Source organism: Achromobacter ruhlandii (genome assembly GCF_902859695.1).
GTDB lineage: Bacteria > Pseudomonadota > Gammaproteobacteria > Burkholderiales > Burkholderiaceae_B > Achromobacter > Achromobacter ruhlandii.
In genome coordinates, this window is record NZ_CADIJL010000004.1 from 97,129 (window position 1) to 112,103 (window position 14,975).

Annotated in this window: 13 protein-coding genes and 2 pseudogenes; 2 read left to right on the forward strand and 13 right to left on the reverse strand. The window is 64.2% G+C overall.

The annotated features are described in order from the left end of the window. Positions 1–11 precede the first annotated feature (11 nt). The 7 genes from HV742_RS07035 to HV742_RS07065 all read right to left on the reverse strand — a co-directional run bounded on the left by HV742_RS07035 (position 12) and on the right by HV742_RS07065 (position 5,432). On the reverse strand, positions 12–2,477 hold the full coding sequence (locus HV742_RS07035) for a heavy metal translocating P-type ATPase (RefSeq protein WP_175144733.1): 2,466 nt from the start codon (positions 2,475–2,477) through the stop codon (positions 12–14). Positions 2,478–2,509: 32 nt separating this feature from the next. After that, a complete protein-coding gene (ppk2, locus tag HV742_RS07040) occupies positions 2,510–3,373 on the reverse strand; it encodes a polyphosphate kinase 2 (RefSeq protein ID WP_003090242.1) in 864 nt (287 codons plus the stop codon). Positions 3,374–3,383: 10 nt separating this feature from the next. Continuing rightward, positions 3,384–3,542 (reverse strand): hypothetical protein, encoded by a 159-nt coding sequence (locus HV742_RS07045; protein ID WP_010791738.1) that lies wholly within the window; start codon positions 3,540–3,542, stop codon positions 3,384–3,386. A 1-nt stretch (position 3,543) separates the two neighbouring features. After that, positions 3,544–4,194, reverse strand: coding sequence for a methyltransferase family protein (locus tag HV742_RS07050; RefSeq protein WP_003090238.1), 651 nt, complete (start codon positions 4,192–4,194; stop codon positions 3,544–3,546). After that, entirely contained in the window at positions 4,191–4,430 is a 240-nt protein-coding gene (locus HV742_RS07055) for a DUF2933 domain-containing protein (RefSeq protein WP_003090237.1), read from the reverse strand. Before HV742_RS07055 ends, HV742_RS07050 begins: the two co-directional genes overlap by 4 nt. Before the next feature lie 11 nt (positions 4,431–4,441). Further along, complete coding sequence (locus HV742_RS07060; protein ID WP_003090236.1) at positions 4,442–4,843, reverse strand: hypothetical protein; 402 nt, start codon at positions 4,841–4,843, stop codon at positions 4,442–4,444. A gap of 154 nt (positions 4,844–4,997) precedes the next feature. Beyond that, positions 4,998–5,432 carry a hypothetical protein gene (locus HV742_RS07065; RefSeq protein WP_079279895.1) on the reverse strand — a complete coding sequence of 145 codons (435 nt, stop codon included), beginning with the start codon at positions 5,430–5,432 and terminating at the stop codon, positions 4,998–5,000. Between the two features lie 143 nt (positions 5,433–5,575). On the opposite strand from HV742_RS07065, the gene HV742_RS07070 reads away from it, so the two are divergent. Next, on the forward strand, positions 5,576–5,998 hold the full coding sequence (locus HV742_RS07070) for a MerR family transcriptional regulator (protein WP_003090234.1): 423 nt from the start codon (positions 5,576–5,578) through the stop codon (positions 5,996–5,998). Between the two features lie 234 nt (positions 5,999–6,232). Here HV742_RS07070 and soxR read toward each other — a convergent pair whose 3' ends face one another. Further along, complete coding sequence (gene soxR, locus HV742_RS07075) at positions 6,233–6,685, reverse strand: redox-sensitive transcriptional activator SoxR (RefSeq protein ID WP_023098533.1); 453 nt, start codon at positions 6,683–6,685, stop codon at positions 6,233–6,235. 80 nt (positions 6,686–6,765) lie between these two features. Between soxR and HV742_RS32210 the strand changes: the two are divergent. Further along, positions 6,766–7,081 (forward strand): annotated as a pseudogene (locus HV742_RS32210) (superoxide dismutase); the annotation flags it as partial. 105 nt (positions 7,082–7,186) lie between these two features. Here HV742_RS32210 and HV742_RS07085 read toward each other — a convergent pair. The 5 genes and pseudogenes from HV742_RS07085 to HV742_RS07105 form a co-directional block, all read right to left on the reverse strand. Next, on the reverse strand, positions 7,187–8,380 hold the full coding sequence (locus HV742_RS07085) for an MFS transporter (protein WP_023098534.1): 1,194 nt from the start codon (positions 8,378–8,380) through the stop codon (positions 7,187–7,189). Between the two features lie 118 nt (positions 8,381–8,498). Then, a complete protein-coding gene (locus HV742_RS07090) occupies positions 8,499–9,953 on the reverse strand; it encodes an efflux transporter outer membrane subunit (protein ID WP_023098535.1) in 1,455 nt (484 codons plus the stop codon). 130 nt (positions 9,954–10,083) lie between these two features. Beyond that, positions 10,084–11,385, reverse strand: a pseudogene (locus HV742_RS07095) (efflux RND transporter permease subunit); the annotation flags it as partial. 34 nt (positions 11,386–11,419) lie between these two features. Beyond that, positions 11,420–14,386 (reverse strand): Tn3 family transposase, encoded by a 2,967-nt coding sequence (locus tag HV742_RS07100; RefSeq protein ID WP_023098537.1) that lies wholly within the window; start codon positions 14,384–14,386, stop codon positions 11,420–11,422. 2 nt (positions 14,387–14,388) lie between these two features. Beyond that, positions 14,389–14,949, reverse strand: coding sequence for a recombinase family protein (locus HV742_RS07105; RefSeq protein WP_003124096.1), 561 nt, complete (start codon positions 14,947–14,949; stop codon positions 14,389–14,391). Between the last annotated feature and the right edge of the window lie 26 nt (positions 14,950–14,975).

Consider the following 14,975-nt stretch of genomic DNA (forward strand, 5'->3'; position numbering starts at 1 on the left):
TGGCCCGCCGCTCAGGCTGACGCGGCCGCTGGGACACTGGCACGCGACGTCACGCGCTTGATCCCCGGCAGGCGCGTGCGCTTGAGCATCAGCGCATTGATCGCGACGATCGCGGAACTGCCCGACATGGACAATGCAGCGACCTCGGGCGACAAGGTGAACGGATACAGCACCCCGGCCGCCAGCGGGAAGGCGATCACGTTGTAGGCCACGGCCCACCAGAGGTTCTGGTGCATCTTGCGCAGCGTCGCCCGGGACAGTTCGATGGCCCCGACCACGTCGTAGGGGTCACTCTTCATCAACACCACCTGGGCGCTTTCCATCGCAACGTCCGTCCCCGCGCCAATCGCAAAGCCCACGTCGGCCTGCGTCAGCGCCGGAGCGTCGTTGATGCCGTCGCCGACCATGCCGACCTTGTGACCCTGCTGCTGCAGTTCCTTGATCTTGGAGGCCTTCTGCCCGGGCAACACATCCGCAAGCACGATGTCGATACCCAGTTCCTTGCCGATGCGCTCGGCGGTCGCCTGGTTGTCCCCGGTCAGCATCGCGACCTTCACGCCGCGTGCCTGCAGCTTGGCGATCGTCTCGCGCGAGGTCGGCCGCACGGCATCGGCGATCGCGATGAGGCCGATCAGCCGGCCACCGCGCGCGACGTGGACCACAGTGCGCCCCCCGCCTTGCAGCCGCGCCGCCTCGCTGGCAAGGGGGGCCAGATCCACCTGTTCCGACTGCATCAGCAGCCGGTTGCCCAGGAGCACCGTCTCGCCCCCGATAGTGGCCCGTGCGCCTTGCCCATCGATGTTGGTGAAGTTCTCGGTGACCTCCGTCGGCATGTCTCCCGCACGCTTGAGCACTGCGAGCGCGAGGGGGTGCTCGGAGAACTTCTCCACCGCGGCGGCCGTCGCCAGAAGCCGCGTCTCCTCGACACCGGGCGCGGCCACCATCTCGACGACATCGGGCTGCCCCAGTGTCAAGGTGCCGGTCTTGTCGAACACCACGACCGTCAACTTGGTGGCGTTCTCCAATGCGGCCGCATTCTTGAAGAGAATGCCGTTCATTGCGCCCAGCCCGGTCCCGACCATGATGGCCATCGGGGTGGCCAGCCCCAGCGCATCAGGGCATGCGATCACGAACACGGTGATGGTCAAGGTGAGTGCGAACAGCAATGTCTGTCCCATCACCCAGTACCAGACGCTGAAGGTCAGCAGGCCAATCACGATCGCCGCCACCACCAGCCACTGGGATGCGTGGTCGGCCAGCAGCTGGCCGGGGGCCTTCGAGTTCTGGGCCTCCTGGACCAGCTTGACAATCTGCGCCAAGGCCGTGTCCGCGCCGACCTTCGTGGCCTTGTAGCGAAAGCTCCCGCTCTTGTTGATGCTGGCGCCTACGACGGTGCTGCCCACGCCCTTCTTGACCGGCATGGACTCGCCCGTCAGCATCGACTCGTCCACTTGCGACGCGCCCTCGACGATCTCGCCATCCACCGGGATCTTGTCGCCGGGCTTGATCACGACCAGTTCCCCGGCTGCAACCTCGGCGGTCGGTACCTTGGTCTCCACCCCGTTGCGCACGACCGTGGCCATGGGTGGGGCGAGATCCATCAACGCGCGAATCGCGTCGGATGCGCCCGCGCGGGCGCGCATCTCCAGCCAGTGCCCCAGCAGGATGAAGACCAGCAGCACCGATGCCGCTTCATAGAACACCTCACCCTCGTAGAAGAAGGTCGCGCCGATGCTGAACAGGTAGCCGGTGCCCACCGACAGCACGACCAACGTGGCCATGTTGGCGACGCCGTTGCGCAGCGCGCGCCACGCCGCCACGTAGAAAGGCCAACCTGGATAGATGATCGCGGCACTTGCGAGGAAGAAAAGAAAGAGCTTGTCGTCCAGCCCGAACGGCGTCTGGAAGTCGCCGAACATCTTCCCCATCGGGGAATAGAAGAACACGGGAATGGCGAAGACCAGGGCCACGAAGAAGCGATTGCGCATGTCCCGAGCCATGTCCCGCATCGAGCCCGACCCGTGGCCCATGTCGTGCATCATGTCGGCCATCGCAGGGTCGCCTGCGTGGGCCTGGTGCGCAGCATGGGCGGCGGGCGTCGTGGCCGCAGCCTTCGCGCGTGCGGCCGTGGCGGGGGCATGCGCGTGGTGCCCCTCATGCCCCATCTCTTGCGCCTGACGTGCGGGTGCGCCGTGATGGCCGTGCACCGCATGGCTGGGGTCGGCAGAGACGCCAGCGGCGGGCGCGCACACGTGCTTGGGCGTCTGCTCGCCACGGCAGTGATAGCCGCATTCGGCGATGCGCTGGCGCAGATCCTCGACACTGAGTTGTCCCTCATCGAGATGGACCGTTGCGCTTCCCGCAACATAGTTGACATCTGCATGATGGACGCCGGGAAGCTGCAGCAGCTTGCGGCGTACTCCCTCCGCGCTCAGGCTCGATACGAGCCCTCCGACTTCAACGTTGATCGACTTCATGGCTGTTCTTCCTGTTCGCTGTGTTCGTGGTCTCAACGAGCGAGTCGGCCCGAGTCCAGGCAGTCCTGCGAGAACTCGAAGACGATCTCCCGGTCGGGAGCGATGACCTTGTGCTTCTTGCCGGCGTAGTGCAGCCGGGAGAGGATGTCTCTGATCAGGTTGAGCCTCGCCAACCGTTTGTTGTCGGCGTGCACGACAGACCAGGGCGCCGCGGCCGTATGGGTGCGCATGAACATCTCGTCGCGCGCCCGTGTATAGCCGTCCCAGTGCTTCAGCGCGACGGCATCCACCGGGCTCGACTTCCACTGTTTGAGGGGATCACGGCGGCGTTCCCCGAGCCGGCGGCTCTGCTCCTTCTTGCCGATGTCGAGGTAATACTTCAGCAGCTTGATGCCGGAGTTGACCAGCATCTCCTCGAACTTGGGCACTGAGTTCATGAATTCTTCGTGCTCCTCGGCGGTACAGAAGCCCATCACCGGTTCCACGCCCGCACGGTTGTACCAACTGCGGTTGAACACCACGAGCTCTTCGCCAACTGGCAGGTGCGGGACGTAGCGCTGGAAGTACCAGCCCGTGCGATCCCGGTCGGAGGGCTTTCCTAGCGCGACGACCCGTGTTTCCCGAGGACTCAGGTGTTCGACCAGCCGCTTGATGCTGCCGTCCTTGCCTGCGCCGTCCCTTCCCTCCAAGAGGATCAGGATACGGTCGTTGCATTTGATGAAATGCCGCTGCAGTTTCACCAGTTCGATCTGCAGCATGTGCAACTGTGCTTCGTAGTCCTCGCGGCCGATCGAGCGTGTCGCTGTCTCGTCGCGCGCTGAGCCGTGGGCAGTGCCGGTGCCGTCCACATCGGCCTTGTGCTTGGCGCCTTTGGCGCCCTTCTTGTTCTTTGCCATGGGTTCTCCGTTAGGTCTGGTCGCAGGCGATCAGCATTGCGTGTGTCGACGCCCGGCGGGGCGCGGCGCTCATGTCCGCATCCGAGCGGGAGCCGCAGCCATCGCCTTGTCCGTAGGCTGCAGCCAGGTACGGTCGATTGATGCGCTGACGCCAGCGGGTCTTCTTCATGTCAGCCTCGCTGGCGCGTGTCCGAGAGGGAGGGAAGGAAGCGCGGCGTGCGCGCGGCATAGGCGTCGAACTCGGCGCCGAACTGCTTGCGCATGTCCTTCTCCTCGTTGACTGCCAGCCTCGAATACATCACGACGAGGAAGGGGAACATCAGCAGCGTCAACAGCGTCGGCCACTGCAGCAGAAAGCCGAAAAGGATCGCCACGAAGGCCACATACTGCGGGTGCCGAATCCTGGCGTATGGGCCGCTCACGGCAAGTTGGGCGTGCCGTTGCGCGTGGTAGAGCACCGTCCAGGCGCTCGACAGAAGCCAGAAGCCGCCCCCGATGAAGATGTAGCTTGCGATATGAAGCGGGCTGAAGTGAGGGTCGCCGCTCTCGCCCAGCAGGGTCGACCAGAGATGGCCGCTGTTGTGCGACAGCAAGTCCAGACTGGGATACTTGGTCTGAAGCCAGCCGGACAGCACGTACAGCGTCAGCGGAAAGCCGTACATCTCGACGAACAAGGCAACAATGAACGCTGCGAATGTCCCGAAGGTTCTCCAGTCGCGCGAGGTCTGCGGTTTGAAGAAGCTGAAGGCGAACATGATGAAGACCGCCGAGTTCACGAGGACGAGCAACCAAAGCCCATAAGCGGGCGCATCGTGGTTCATTTGCGCTCTCCCGGGTACGGTGGATTCGCCTTGCTACCGTCGCCTGGTACGGCATGGCGATGCATCAGCACATGAGCGATGACGCAAGTCGCCAGGAGGACCAGTGGCAGCGCGGCCAGGTAGTGCCCGCGGTGTTCCGTCAGCAGCATGTAGATGCTCACGGCCAGGAAGACCAGAAAGCCCAGGAACCATCGCGAGCGCGAAAACCTTGGACCGGTGCGGTGAGAAGTTGTCATGGTCGTCCTCCTCACTTCGCCGGCTCAGGCATCCGGTCCATCATCATCTGCATCATGGACTGGCACATGTCCATGCGCATTTCGAGCATTTGCTGCCGCTCAGCTGTCGGCGCCGACTCGGCTCCATCCTTCATTGCGCCCATCATCGCCATGCCAGCCCGCATGGCCTGCATGTGTTCGGCCATGAGCGCCTTGCGCTGCGCAGGCGTCTTCGCAGCCACCATCCGTTCGTGCATGGCCTGCATCGACTTCAGTTGCGCATCCATGCCCTCGGTGGTCGGCGCCCTTGGCGTCTCGGCCGCGGTCGGACTCGCACCTGCGGGGTGATGGGCCTGATGGTTGTCCTGCGCGAACGCAGACAAGGTGACCAGTGCGGCGCCAACGATGGCCGCGATCGAATGCGTGAATTTCATTTCTCTCTCCTTTAGCCGCGGGTGCCTGCCATTGGGGCGAAACCGATGTCGCCGCAAGCGGACAAAGCCCTATGAAAACTCCGTAGTCGGGTACAGAGTCAAGGCTTATGAGTTGTGCGCCGGGTGTGACCGACACGGCAACTCAAAGGAGGCGCTACAGCGCGAGACGCTCGAACAGCAGCCACGACGGCCGCTTGGGAGGTGGTCGCTGGTGACCCCTCGATGGGATGGCTCGCAGAGCCAACGTCGGAGCCAGCAGCTGGTCTCCATAGGCGGGAGGCGCCAAACCGACGAGGTCGAACGCGAAGGTTGGTGCTTTCTGAATGGCGGACTGGTTGACGTCGCCGCAGAGCTTCAGGCACGGGGCCTTCGACGGGTCGTGGGAACCTTCTTCGTGCTCACCATGGAGGCCTTCATGATTTCCATGCCCGGACGATGGGACATGCTCATACCCGACAGCATGCCGATGTTGCTGCGGAGACTCCAGAAGGCAGGCATTGGCCACCCCGGCCCCGAGCGCAAACAGCCATACCCCGAGCACCATCCACGCGATGGCGCGAATCCTGCGGTGGTTGAGAAGTGTGCGCATGTGCGGCCTATTGACCCATTGACACCTGTGATCCTATTCCCAACTGAGCTGCGGGAAATTGATTTGGATCAAATGGAGGCAAGGGTCAACTACGCGGTACTGCGTTATTCTGTGTTGCTCGTGAATAGACAGTGGATCGCTCGATGAACGAAGGTTTGGGTGATTGGATGACGGTTGGCAGGCTGGCGAAGGTCGCTGGCGTCGGCGTGGAGACAATCCGCTACTACCAGGGACGCGGCCTGTTGCCGATCCCGAAGAACGCCGGCAGCTTCCGGCGCTACCCCGCTTCGATGATCCAGCGGATCGGCTTCATCAAGCGCGCTCAGAGCCTTGGGTTCTCGCTGGACGAGGTGAAGTCGCTCTTGGATCTGGAGGATGGGCGGAATCGCCGGGCTATTCAGACGGTGACACGGCGGCGCCTTGACCAGATCGATGAGAAGGTTGGCGACCTTCAGCGCATGCGAGGCGCTCTGAGAGACATGCTGGAGAGGTGCGAAGACACGGGAGAGGCGCTTCCTTGCCCTATCATTGCTGCGCTCATGGGGCCTTTGAATACGTCCGAATGATTGCGCGCTGTGAGGAACAGACGAGACCCAAGGAAAGCGAACGAGGCCTGTCGCACTTCGTTGGTAATGGTCGTGCGGACTGTTCGCTGCACAAAAATGCCGAATGAATTTTCAGCAATCTCACGGCCGACTTAGACGACGTGAACTGCGGCGGTCGGCGTAGCGGATACATCGCCCTACGTCGACCCTGCCGGCGCGATCCACTCAGTCGACTGTCAATCTCACAAGTCCCGCCTATTCTCGCTCAAGGATACGCGCACCGGGCCCCTGGCCCGCGAGTATGTCGCCCGGATTACGCAACGGGCACTCTTTGAGAGAGAGACAACCGCACCCGATACATCCCCCGAGTTCGTCCCGCAGCCGCATCAACTGCGTAATGCGGTCGTCAAGGTCTTCACGCCACCTAGACGCCACACGGCGCCAATGCGCAGCAGTCAGATGAACGCCCGGCTGATACTGCCCGAGAGCGTCGAGCACTTCGTCCAGCGATAGTCCGGCCCGCTGCGCGACTTTGACGATGGCCAGATACCTCAAGATAGCGGGCGAGTATCTCCGCTGATTACCGGACGTGCGTTCGCTCTGGATCAGGCCCTTGGACTCGTAGAAGTGGATCGTGGATACGGGCAGGCCGCTGCGCTGTGACACCTCTCCAACCGTCAAGCGACGCGACGTGTCGATCCGGTTCATGGCTGACTCCATTGCTCAAGTTATGTTGAGATTCTAGTTGTGCCCAAGTCGCATCGCAATCGAAAGTCTGGCCACGCAGTCAGACGGCTGTGCGTAGCAATGGCGGCGGTCACGCCAACCACTCGCTGTGTTGGACGGTACTGAGTGCCGAGGATGGCAAGCCGCAAGGAAGGTTGGCCAGGACGGCAACCTGTTAGTCAAGAGCAGCGCTAACCAGGGCAGTTCTCTGATGGGCGCATACGCAGGCCTCTCAGGTGAGACGCCGATCCTTGCTCTGGATGTCTGGGAGCACGCGTACTATCTGGACTACCAGAACCGCCGTCCCGACTACATCGCGGCCATCTTCAACATCGTTAACTGGCACGAGTCGCCCGGCGCTACAAAGAGGCCGTCGGTTCAATGATGCCGCTGCCGGTTGCCACGGCTGGCGTCCGGCAGCGCACAGCGGCATGTCCGTGCATGCTGGCGCACAGTGCTGATGGTTTCTCATCTCTTTCTGCTTCAAAGGGATGGGCTCCTCCTCTGGGATCGCACGCCCGTTGTCAAGATCACGGCCGCCCCTGCCAGCAACGCTGCGCAAGCGTAGGTGAAGACGCCGGAGAGGCCGAAAGTATCGATGGCAACGCCGCCGACGCCGGCGCCGAGCGCAATGGAGAATTGGAATGCGGTCGCCTGCAGGGCACCGACGCTCTCAGCAAGGTCAGGGGCCACTCTCGCGTGCCACGTCGCGATCGAGACGTAGAAAGCGCTGAAGGCCAGCCCCCAGATAACGAGGAGCAATAGCGAGATCAGGGAAGTGGTTCCAGCGAATGCCAGCAAGGCGGCCATCAGTGCCATCACAAGCGCCGCTCCCGCTGCACATAGTGACGCGTTGCGCGCCGCCAGCAGCCCGCCGACCGCACCTCCGATGAGGCCCCCAATCCCATAAAGCAAAAGCGCCAGCGAGATCTGGCTGACATTCAGGTTAACCACCTGTTCCAGCAGCGGCCGGATGAAGGTGTAGCCGGCAAACTGTCCTGAAAGCACCAGGACAATCGTGACCAACCCGCCCAGCACCGGAGCCCGGCTGAGCGCATCGCCGAAAGCGTTCAGTGCCGGACGATGCATCGTGGGAAGGCGCGGAAGGGTCGACAATTGCGCGAGCAACGCCAGCACGCCCAAGCCTGCCGTGACAAGAAATACGCCACGCCAACCCCAAGTTTCGCCCAGAAAGGCACCAGCGGCGGGCGCGGCGACACTCGCCGCTGTTACGCCCGTGAAGATGATGCTCATGGCCCGGGCGACCTGGGCCGGAGATACCAGCCGCAGTGCTAGCGTGGTCACCATCGCCCAGGTTCCGCCCAGTGCCACCCCCAGCAGCCCGCGCGCGAAAAGCAGCGTCCACTGATCGGTCGCGACCGACGCCAGCAGACTCGATAGCAAGAGGACGACGGTCAGCCCACGAATCAGCAAACGTCGGTCAATCCGCCCGGCGAGAAAGATGACCGCGGGGCTGGCAACGGCGGCGACCACGGCCGTTGCGGTCACGGCCTGGCCTGCCTCGCCGACCGACAGTTCCAAGTCCTTGGCCATGGGCGTCAGAATGCTGATCGGCAGCAGTTCGCTACAGACCAGCGCAAACATGGTGATTGCCATGGATAGTACCGCCGGCCAGTTGGCGTCGTGCTGGTCGTCCGTCGTGGAAGAATGACGCATTTGCTGTGTCGTCCGTTTGGTATTCGGCCAGATGGCCTGAGCGCAAGCGCGCATAGAAGACCGCGCCGCGCGCTTGATGCTCGGGGCGGCCGCGGGCCTGCGCAAGACTGGTGTCGGCCTACTTGCTCGCCACGTTATGGGCAGCAGGGTGATGGCGAGGCCAACCGCCTGCGAGCGCCTGGTACAGCGAGACGACGGCCAGTGTGCTGCGCACGCGGCCCTGCGCGAAGGCGTCGTGGCTCTGCAAGCGCGCGTTCTCGGCGTCGAGCAACTCCAACACGTCGATCGAGCCTTGGTCGAAGCGCAACCTCGCCATGCTCGCGGCGCGCGTCCCGGCTGCCGCCGCCTGCTCCAGGTGCGCGGTCTGGCGTGCGCTGCGGGAAACCTGCACCAGCGCGTTTTCGGTCTCCTCCAGCGCAGTCAGCACGGTGCGCTCGTAAGTTGCCAGGTTGCCAGCCTCGGCCGCGTTGGACGCAGCGATGCGCGCGCGCACGCGGCCGACATTGAGAAACGATCCATCCACGCCCAGCGTGAGCAGCCGCATCTCGCTGTCGCGCTCGAATAGGGCACCCGCGTCGAAGGCCTGGGTTCCGATCAACCCGCCGAGCGTAAAGCGAGGAAAAAGATCGGCGGTCGCCACGCCGATGCGTGCGGTAGCGGCGGCGAGCCGACGTTCGGCCGCTGCCACATCGGGACGACGTCGCAGCAGATCACTCGGGGCGTCAACGGCGATGTTCTGCGGCAATGCCGGCAGTTCGCCGGGGGCCTCCAGCACAGTGACCAGTGATTGCGGCGGTCTGCCGGTCAGCACCGCGATTCGGTGGGTGGCGACGGCGATGTCGGCCTCCAAGGAAGGGATGCGCGCACGGGTGCTTTCGAGTTGCGTGCGACCGCGATCCACGTCGAACGGTGTCGCCATGCCTGCCTTGAGACGCACTTCGAGCAATTGCAGAGTGCGGGCCTGGTTGTCGGCGTTCTCTTGGGTGATGCGCAGTTGCTCCTGCCAGCCGCGGAGCTGGAAGTAGGTGCGGGACAACTGGCTGACTACCACGACCTGCATGGCGGCCAGGTCCTCGGCGCTCGCCGCGGTCTCGGCGCGCTGCGCCTCCACGCTGCGGCGTACCCGGCCAAACAGGTCCAGCTCCCAGGTGAAGCCGATGGTGGCCTGGTATTGATTGTGGTCACGGGCATCGCGATCGGCCAAAGGGAACTGATTGGCGGTGTCGCGCACATCGCTTGCCTCGGCGTCGGCAGTGATGGTCGGCAGCCGGTCATACCGGGAGCCGCGCAGCAGTGCGTTGGCTTGCTCGTAGTTGGCCAGCGCAACGCGAAGGTCCTGGTTGTTCGCCAGCGCGGTGTCAACCAGGCGTTCGAGCAACGGGTCACCAAAGGCGCGCCAGAACTCGGGGTCGGTCTGTGCCGTTGCGTTGACGGTGACCGCGGCATCCTGGCGGACGAAGGCGTCCACCTGCGGGGGCTGCGGCCGCACGTAGTCGGGGCCCACGGCGCACGCCGACAGCAGCGCGGCGGCGGTGCTCGCTGCGAGGATCTTCAGGACGCTCGGGCTCTTCATGGTGCCACCTGTTTTGAGCGCTCGCGCGTATCGGAATTGCTGGTGAGCCACTTTGCCGCGGCAGTGCACGCCGGGGCTGCTTCGGAATGTTGGTTCATGGATCGGTCTCCGATCGAATAGGACGACGGCTTCATGCATGGGCGGGCTGCGTATGCGTGGTCACGTTCGATTCGCCGTGCTGGACCAGCTTGCGGCCGGAGAGCTTGCGCAGTGCCACGTAGAACACCGGCGTCAGGAACAGGCCGAACAGGGTCACGCCGAGCATGCCGGCGAACACCGTGATGCCCGTGGCGGCGCGCACCTCCGCCCCGGCGCCCGCGGAGAGCACCAGGGGCAGCACACCGGCGATGAACGCGATCGAGGTCATGATGATCGGGCGCAGGCGCAGGCGGCACGCTTCCAGCGCGGCCTCCAGGATGTCCTTGCCCTGCATTTCCAGCTCGCGGGCGAACTCGATGATCAGGATCGCGTTCTTGCAGGCCAGGCCCATCAGCACCACCAGGCCCACCTGCACGAACACGTTATTGTCGCCGCCGGTCAACCACACGCCGAACAGCGCCGACAGCAGGCACATCGGCACGATCAGGATCACGGCCAGCGGCAACGTCCAGCTCTCGTACAGCGCGGCCAGCACAAGGAAAGCCAGCAGCACGGCGAGCGGGAACACGATCATGGCGGCGTTGCCCTGTGTGGCCTGCTGGTAGCTCAGGTCCGTCCACTCGATCTCCATGCCGGGTGGCAGCACCTGCCTCGCCAGCTCGGTGACCTTGGCCATCGCCTCGCTGGAGGACAGCACGCGCGGATCGGCCTCGCCGCTGAGGTCGGCTGCGGGGAAGCCGTTGAAGCGCAGCACCGGGTCGGGGCCGTAGGTGCGGTTGACCGTCACCACCGAGCCGATCGGCACCATCTCGCCACGGTCGTTGCGCGTGCGCAGGCGGGCGATGTCCTCGATGCTGTCGCGGAACGGCGCGTCGGCCTGGGCGATCACCTGCCAGGTGCGGCCGAACTGGTTGAAGTCGTTGACGTAGGCCGAGCCCAGGTAGGTCTGCAGCGTGTCGAAGACGTTGGTGAGCGGGATGCCCTGCGCCTTGGCCTTGATGCGGTCCACCTGCGCGTCGAACTGAGGCACGTTGGCCTGGTAGGTGGTGATCGGGAAGTGCATGCCCGGCACCTGCGAAGACGCCCCCTGGAAGGCGCCCACCGCGCCCTGCAGCGCGCCGTAGCCCAGGCCGGCTCGGTCTTCGATGAACAGCGAATAGCCAGCGCCGTTGCCGAGCCCCAGGATCGGCGGCGGCATGATGGCGAAGGTGATCCCTTCCTGCAGTGCGGCGATCTTCTGGTTGATCTCGGCGTTGATCTGCGCGGCCGTGCGCCCCGTGCGTTCGTTGAACGGCTTCAGGGTGAGGAACGCCATGCCGGTGTTCGGTGTATTGGGGGTCGCCTCAGAAAACGGAAAATAAAGCACGCTAAGCCGGTTGCAGCGGTCGTAGCGGCCTGAACTTGCCCGCGCCGATCTTGGCGCTGCTGCGCCAGAGGTAATCGCCGGTGAGGTTGATGTGCTCCCAACCGAGCGGCGACAGGTACTGCAACAGCGCGTCATCAACGGCATGGCCGTTGCCACGCAGCGCGTGCGCAGCCCGTTCCAGATAGACCGTGTTCCACAACACGACGGCAGCCGTTACCAGATTGAGGCCGCTAGCCCGGTAGCGCTGCTGCTCGAAACTGCGGTCGCGGATTTCACCCAGGCGGTTGAAAAACACTGCCCTGGCCAGCGCATTGCGCGCCTCGCCCTTGTTCAGGCCGGCATGCACGCGGCGGCGCAGTTCCACGCTTTGCAGCCAGTCCAGGATGAACAGCGTGCGCTCGATGCGGCCCAGCTCGCGGAGCGCCACGGCCAGGCCGTTCTGGCGTGGGTAGCTGCCGAGCTTTCGGAGCATCAGGGAGGCCGTCACCGTGCCCTGCTTGATCGAGGTGGCCAGCCGCAGGATTTCGTCCCAATGGGCGCGGACGTGCTTGATGTTGAGCGTGCCGCCGATCATGGGTTTCAGCGCGTCATAGGCGGCGTCGCCCTTCGGGATGTAGAGCTTGGTGTCGCCCAGGTCGCGGATGCGCGGCGCGAAGCGGAAGCCCAGGAGGTGCATCAGGGCGAAGACGTGATCGGTGAAGCCCGCCGTGTCGGTGTAATGCTCCTCGATCCGCAAGTCGGACTCGTGGTACAGCAGGCCGTCGAGCACGTAGGTCGAATCGCGCACGCCGACGTTCACGACCTTGGTGTGAAATGGCGCGTACTGGTCAGAAATGTGGGTGTAGAACGTCCGCCCTGCGCTGCTCCCGTATTTCGGGTTGATGTGGCCGGTGCTCTCGGCCTTGCTGCCGGTGCGGAAGTTCTGGCCGTCCGACGATGAGGTGGTGCCGTCGCCCCAGTGCTCGGCGAAGGGATGGCGGAACTGTGCGTTGACCAGATCGGCCAGCGCCGCCCCGTAGGTTTCGTCGCGGATGTGCCAGGCTTGCAGCCAAGCCAGCTTGGCGTAGGTCGTGCCGGGGCAAGACTCCGCCATCTTGGTCAGGCCCAGGTTGATCGCGTCGGCGAGGATCGTGGTCAGCAACAGGTTCTTGTCTTTGGCCGGGTCGCCCGATTTCAGATGCGCGAAATGCCGAGTGAAGCCCGTCCATTCGTCCACCTCCAGCAGCAGTTCGGTGATCTTGACGTGCGGCAGGATCATTGCCGTCTGGTCGATCAGCGCTTGGGCGGTGTCGGGTACCGCCGCGTCGAGCGGCGTGATCTTCAAGCCTGACTCTGTGATGATGGCGTCCGGCAGCTCGTTGGCCGTCGCCATACGGTTGACGGTGGCAAGCTGTGTTTCCAGCAGCGTCAGCCGGTCGTTCAGGTACCGGTTGCAGTCGGTGGCCACGGCCAGCGGCAATTCGCTGGCCTGCTTGAGGCTGGCGAATTTCGCGGGCGGCACCAGGTAGTCCTCGAAGTCCTTGAACTGGCGCGACCCCTGCACCCAGATGTCGCCGGAACGCAACGCGTTCTTCATCTCCGACAGCGCGCACAGTTCGTAGTAGCGCCGGTCGATGCCGGTGTCGGTCATGACCAGCTTCTGCCAGCGCGGCTTGATGAACTCGGTCGGCGCGTCGGCGGGCACCTTGCGGGCGTTGTCGCTGTTCATGCCGCGCAGCACCTCGATGGCGTCGAGCACGTCCTTCGCGGCGGGAGCGGCCCGCAGCTTGAGCACGGCAAGGAATTCCGGCGCGTAGCGGCGCAGCGTGGCGTAGCTTTCGCCGATGCGGTGCAGGAAATCGAAGTCCTCGGGCTGCGCAAGCTTCTGCGCTTCGGTGACGCTCTCGGCGAAGGCATCCCAGGACATGACGGCCTCGATGGCGGCGAACGGATCGCGGCCCGCCTGCTTGGCCTCGATCAGCGCCTGGCCGATGCGGCCGAACAGCCGCACCTTGGCGTTGATCGCCTTGCCGGACGCCTGGAATTGCTGCTGATGCTTGTTCTTGGCGGCGTTGAACAGCTTGCCCAGGATGCGGTCGTGCAGGTCGATGATTTCGTCGGTGACGGTGGCCATGCCCTCGATGGCAAGCGCCACCAGGGTGGCATAGCGTCGCTGCGCCTCGAACTTGGCCAGGTCGGCGGGCGTCATCTGGCCACCCTCACGGGCGATCTTGAGCAGGCGGTTCTGGTGCACCGACCGCTCGATGCCAGAAGGCAGGTCGAGCGCCTGCCACGCTTTGAGGCGTTCGATGTGTTCCAGCATGTGCCGCGAATTCGGTTTGACGGGCGATTGGCGCAGCCAGGCCAGCCAGGTCGTTTTGCCGTTGTCCCGACGCTTGAGCAGATCGTCGAGGCGGCGGCGATGCGCGTCCGACAGCGGTTCGGCCAAGGCATCGTAGATGCGCCGGTTGGCGCGGGTGATTGCTTCGGCGCTCGCCCGCTCGACGGCGTTGAGGGCAGGCAGAATGACCGACTGCTGCCGCAGGTGCTCGATCAAGGTGCTGGCCAGCACGATGCCCTTGTCGGTCTGCAAGGCCATCTCGGTCAGCAACTGGACGGCCTGCCGGTAGTGGCCCATGGTAAAGGGCTGGAAGCCGAACACCGTTTGCAGTTCGACCAGGTGCTCGCGCCGGGTCTGCTCCCGCTGCCCGTATTCGTCCCAGCTTTCGACGCTGACCTTGAGCTGGTCGGCGACCAGTTTCAACAAGGGCGGAAACGGCGGCTCATCGACGCCCAGGATGACACCAGGAAAGCGCAGGTAACAGAGCTGCACGGCGAAGCCCAGCCGGTTGGCCGGGCCGCGCCGCTGCCGGACGATGGAGAGGTCGGTTTCGCTGAACGTGTAGTGACGGATCAACTCATCCTTGGTGTCCGGCAACGCCAGCAGGCTTTCGCGCTCGGCGGCGGACAGGATTGAACGACGTGGCATATTTACTGATCCGTTCTCAAGTATTGATACAGGGTTTCGCGACTGATTCCGAATTCACGAGCCAGCTTGGTCTTTTGCTCGCCAGCCTCGACACGTTGGCGCAGTTCGGCAATACGCTCAGACGACAGGGATTTCTTCCTGCCACGGTAGGCCCCGCGCTGCTTGGCGAGCGCGATGCCCTCGCGCTGCCGCTCGCGGATCAAGGCGCGTTCGAACTCGGCGAACGCGCCCATTACCGACAGCATCAGGTTCGCCATCGGCGAGTCCTCGCCGGTGAAGGTCAAATGCTCCTTAAGGAACTCGATGCGTACGCCGCGCTGGGTGAGGCCCTGCACCAGGCGGCGCAGGTCGTCGAGGTTGCGCGCCAGACGATCCATGCTGTGCACCACGACCGTGTCGCCTTCGCGCACGAAGGCGAGCAGCCGTTCCAGTTCGGGCCGCCGTGTGTCCTTGCCCGACGCCTTGTCGGTGAACACTTTATCCACCTGGATCTGTTCGAGCTGCCGTTCTGGGTTCTGGTCGAAGCTGCTGACGCGGACGTAACCGATGCGCTGACCGTGCAAGGTATCCTCCTGAGGGAAATGTGTCA

Coding starts and splice junctions, on each gene's coding strand:
- HV742_RS07035 (WP_175144733.1), bottom strand. CDS start 2,477: ATGAAGTCGATCAACGTTGAAGTCGGAGGGCTCGTATCGAGCCTGAGC.
- ppk2 (WP_003090242.1), bottom strand. CDS start 3,373: ATGGCAAAGAACAAGAAGGGCGCCAAAGGCGCCAAGCACAAGGCCGAT.
- HV742_RS07045 (WP_010791738.1), bottom strand. CDS start 3,542: ATGAAGAAGACCCGCTGGCGTCAGCGCATCAATCGACCGTACCTGGCT.
- HV742_RS07050 (WP_003090238.1), bottom strand. CDS start 4,194: ATGAACCACGATGCGCCCGCTTATGGGCTTTGGTTGCTCGTCCTCGTG.
- HV742_RS07055 (WP_003090237.1), bottom strand. CDS start 4,430: ATGACAACTTCTCACCGCACCGGTCCAAGGTTTTCGCGCTCGCGATGG.
- HV742_RS07060 (WP_003090236.1), bottom strand. CDS start 4,843: ATGAAATTCACGCATTCGATCGCGGCCATCGTTGGCGCCGCACTGGTC.
- HV742_RS07065 (WP_079279895.1), bottom strand. CDS start 5,432: ATGCGCACACTTCTCAACCACCGCAGGATTCGCGCCATCGCGTGGATG.
- HV742_RS07070 (WP_003090234.1), top strand. CDS start 5,576: ATGAACGAAGGTTTGGGTGATTGGATGACGGTTGGCAGGCTGGCGAAG.
- soxR (WP_023098533.1), bottom strand. CDS start 6,685: ATGAACCGGATCGACACGTCGCGTCGCTTGACGGTTGGAGAGGTGTCA.
- HV742_RS07085 (WP_023098534.1), bottom strand. CDS start 8,380: ATGCGTCATTCTTCCACGACGGACGACCAGCACGACGCCAACTGGCCG.
- HV742_RS07090 (WP_023098535.1), bottom strand. CDS start 9,953: ATGAAGAGCCCGAGCGTCCTGAAGATCCTCGCAGCGAGCACCGCCGCC.
- HV742_RS07100 (WP_023098537.1), bottom strand. CDS start 14,386: ATGCCACGTCGTTCAATCCTGTCCGCCGCCGAGCGCGAAAGCCTGCTG.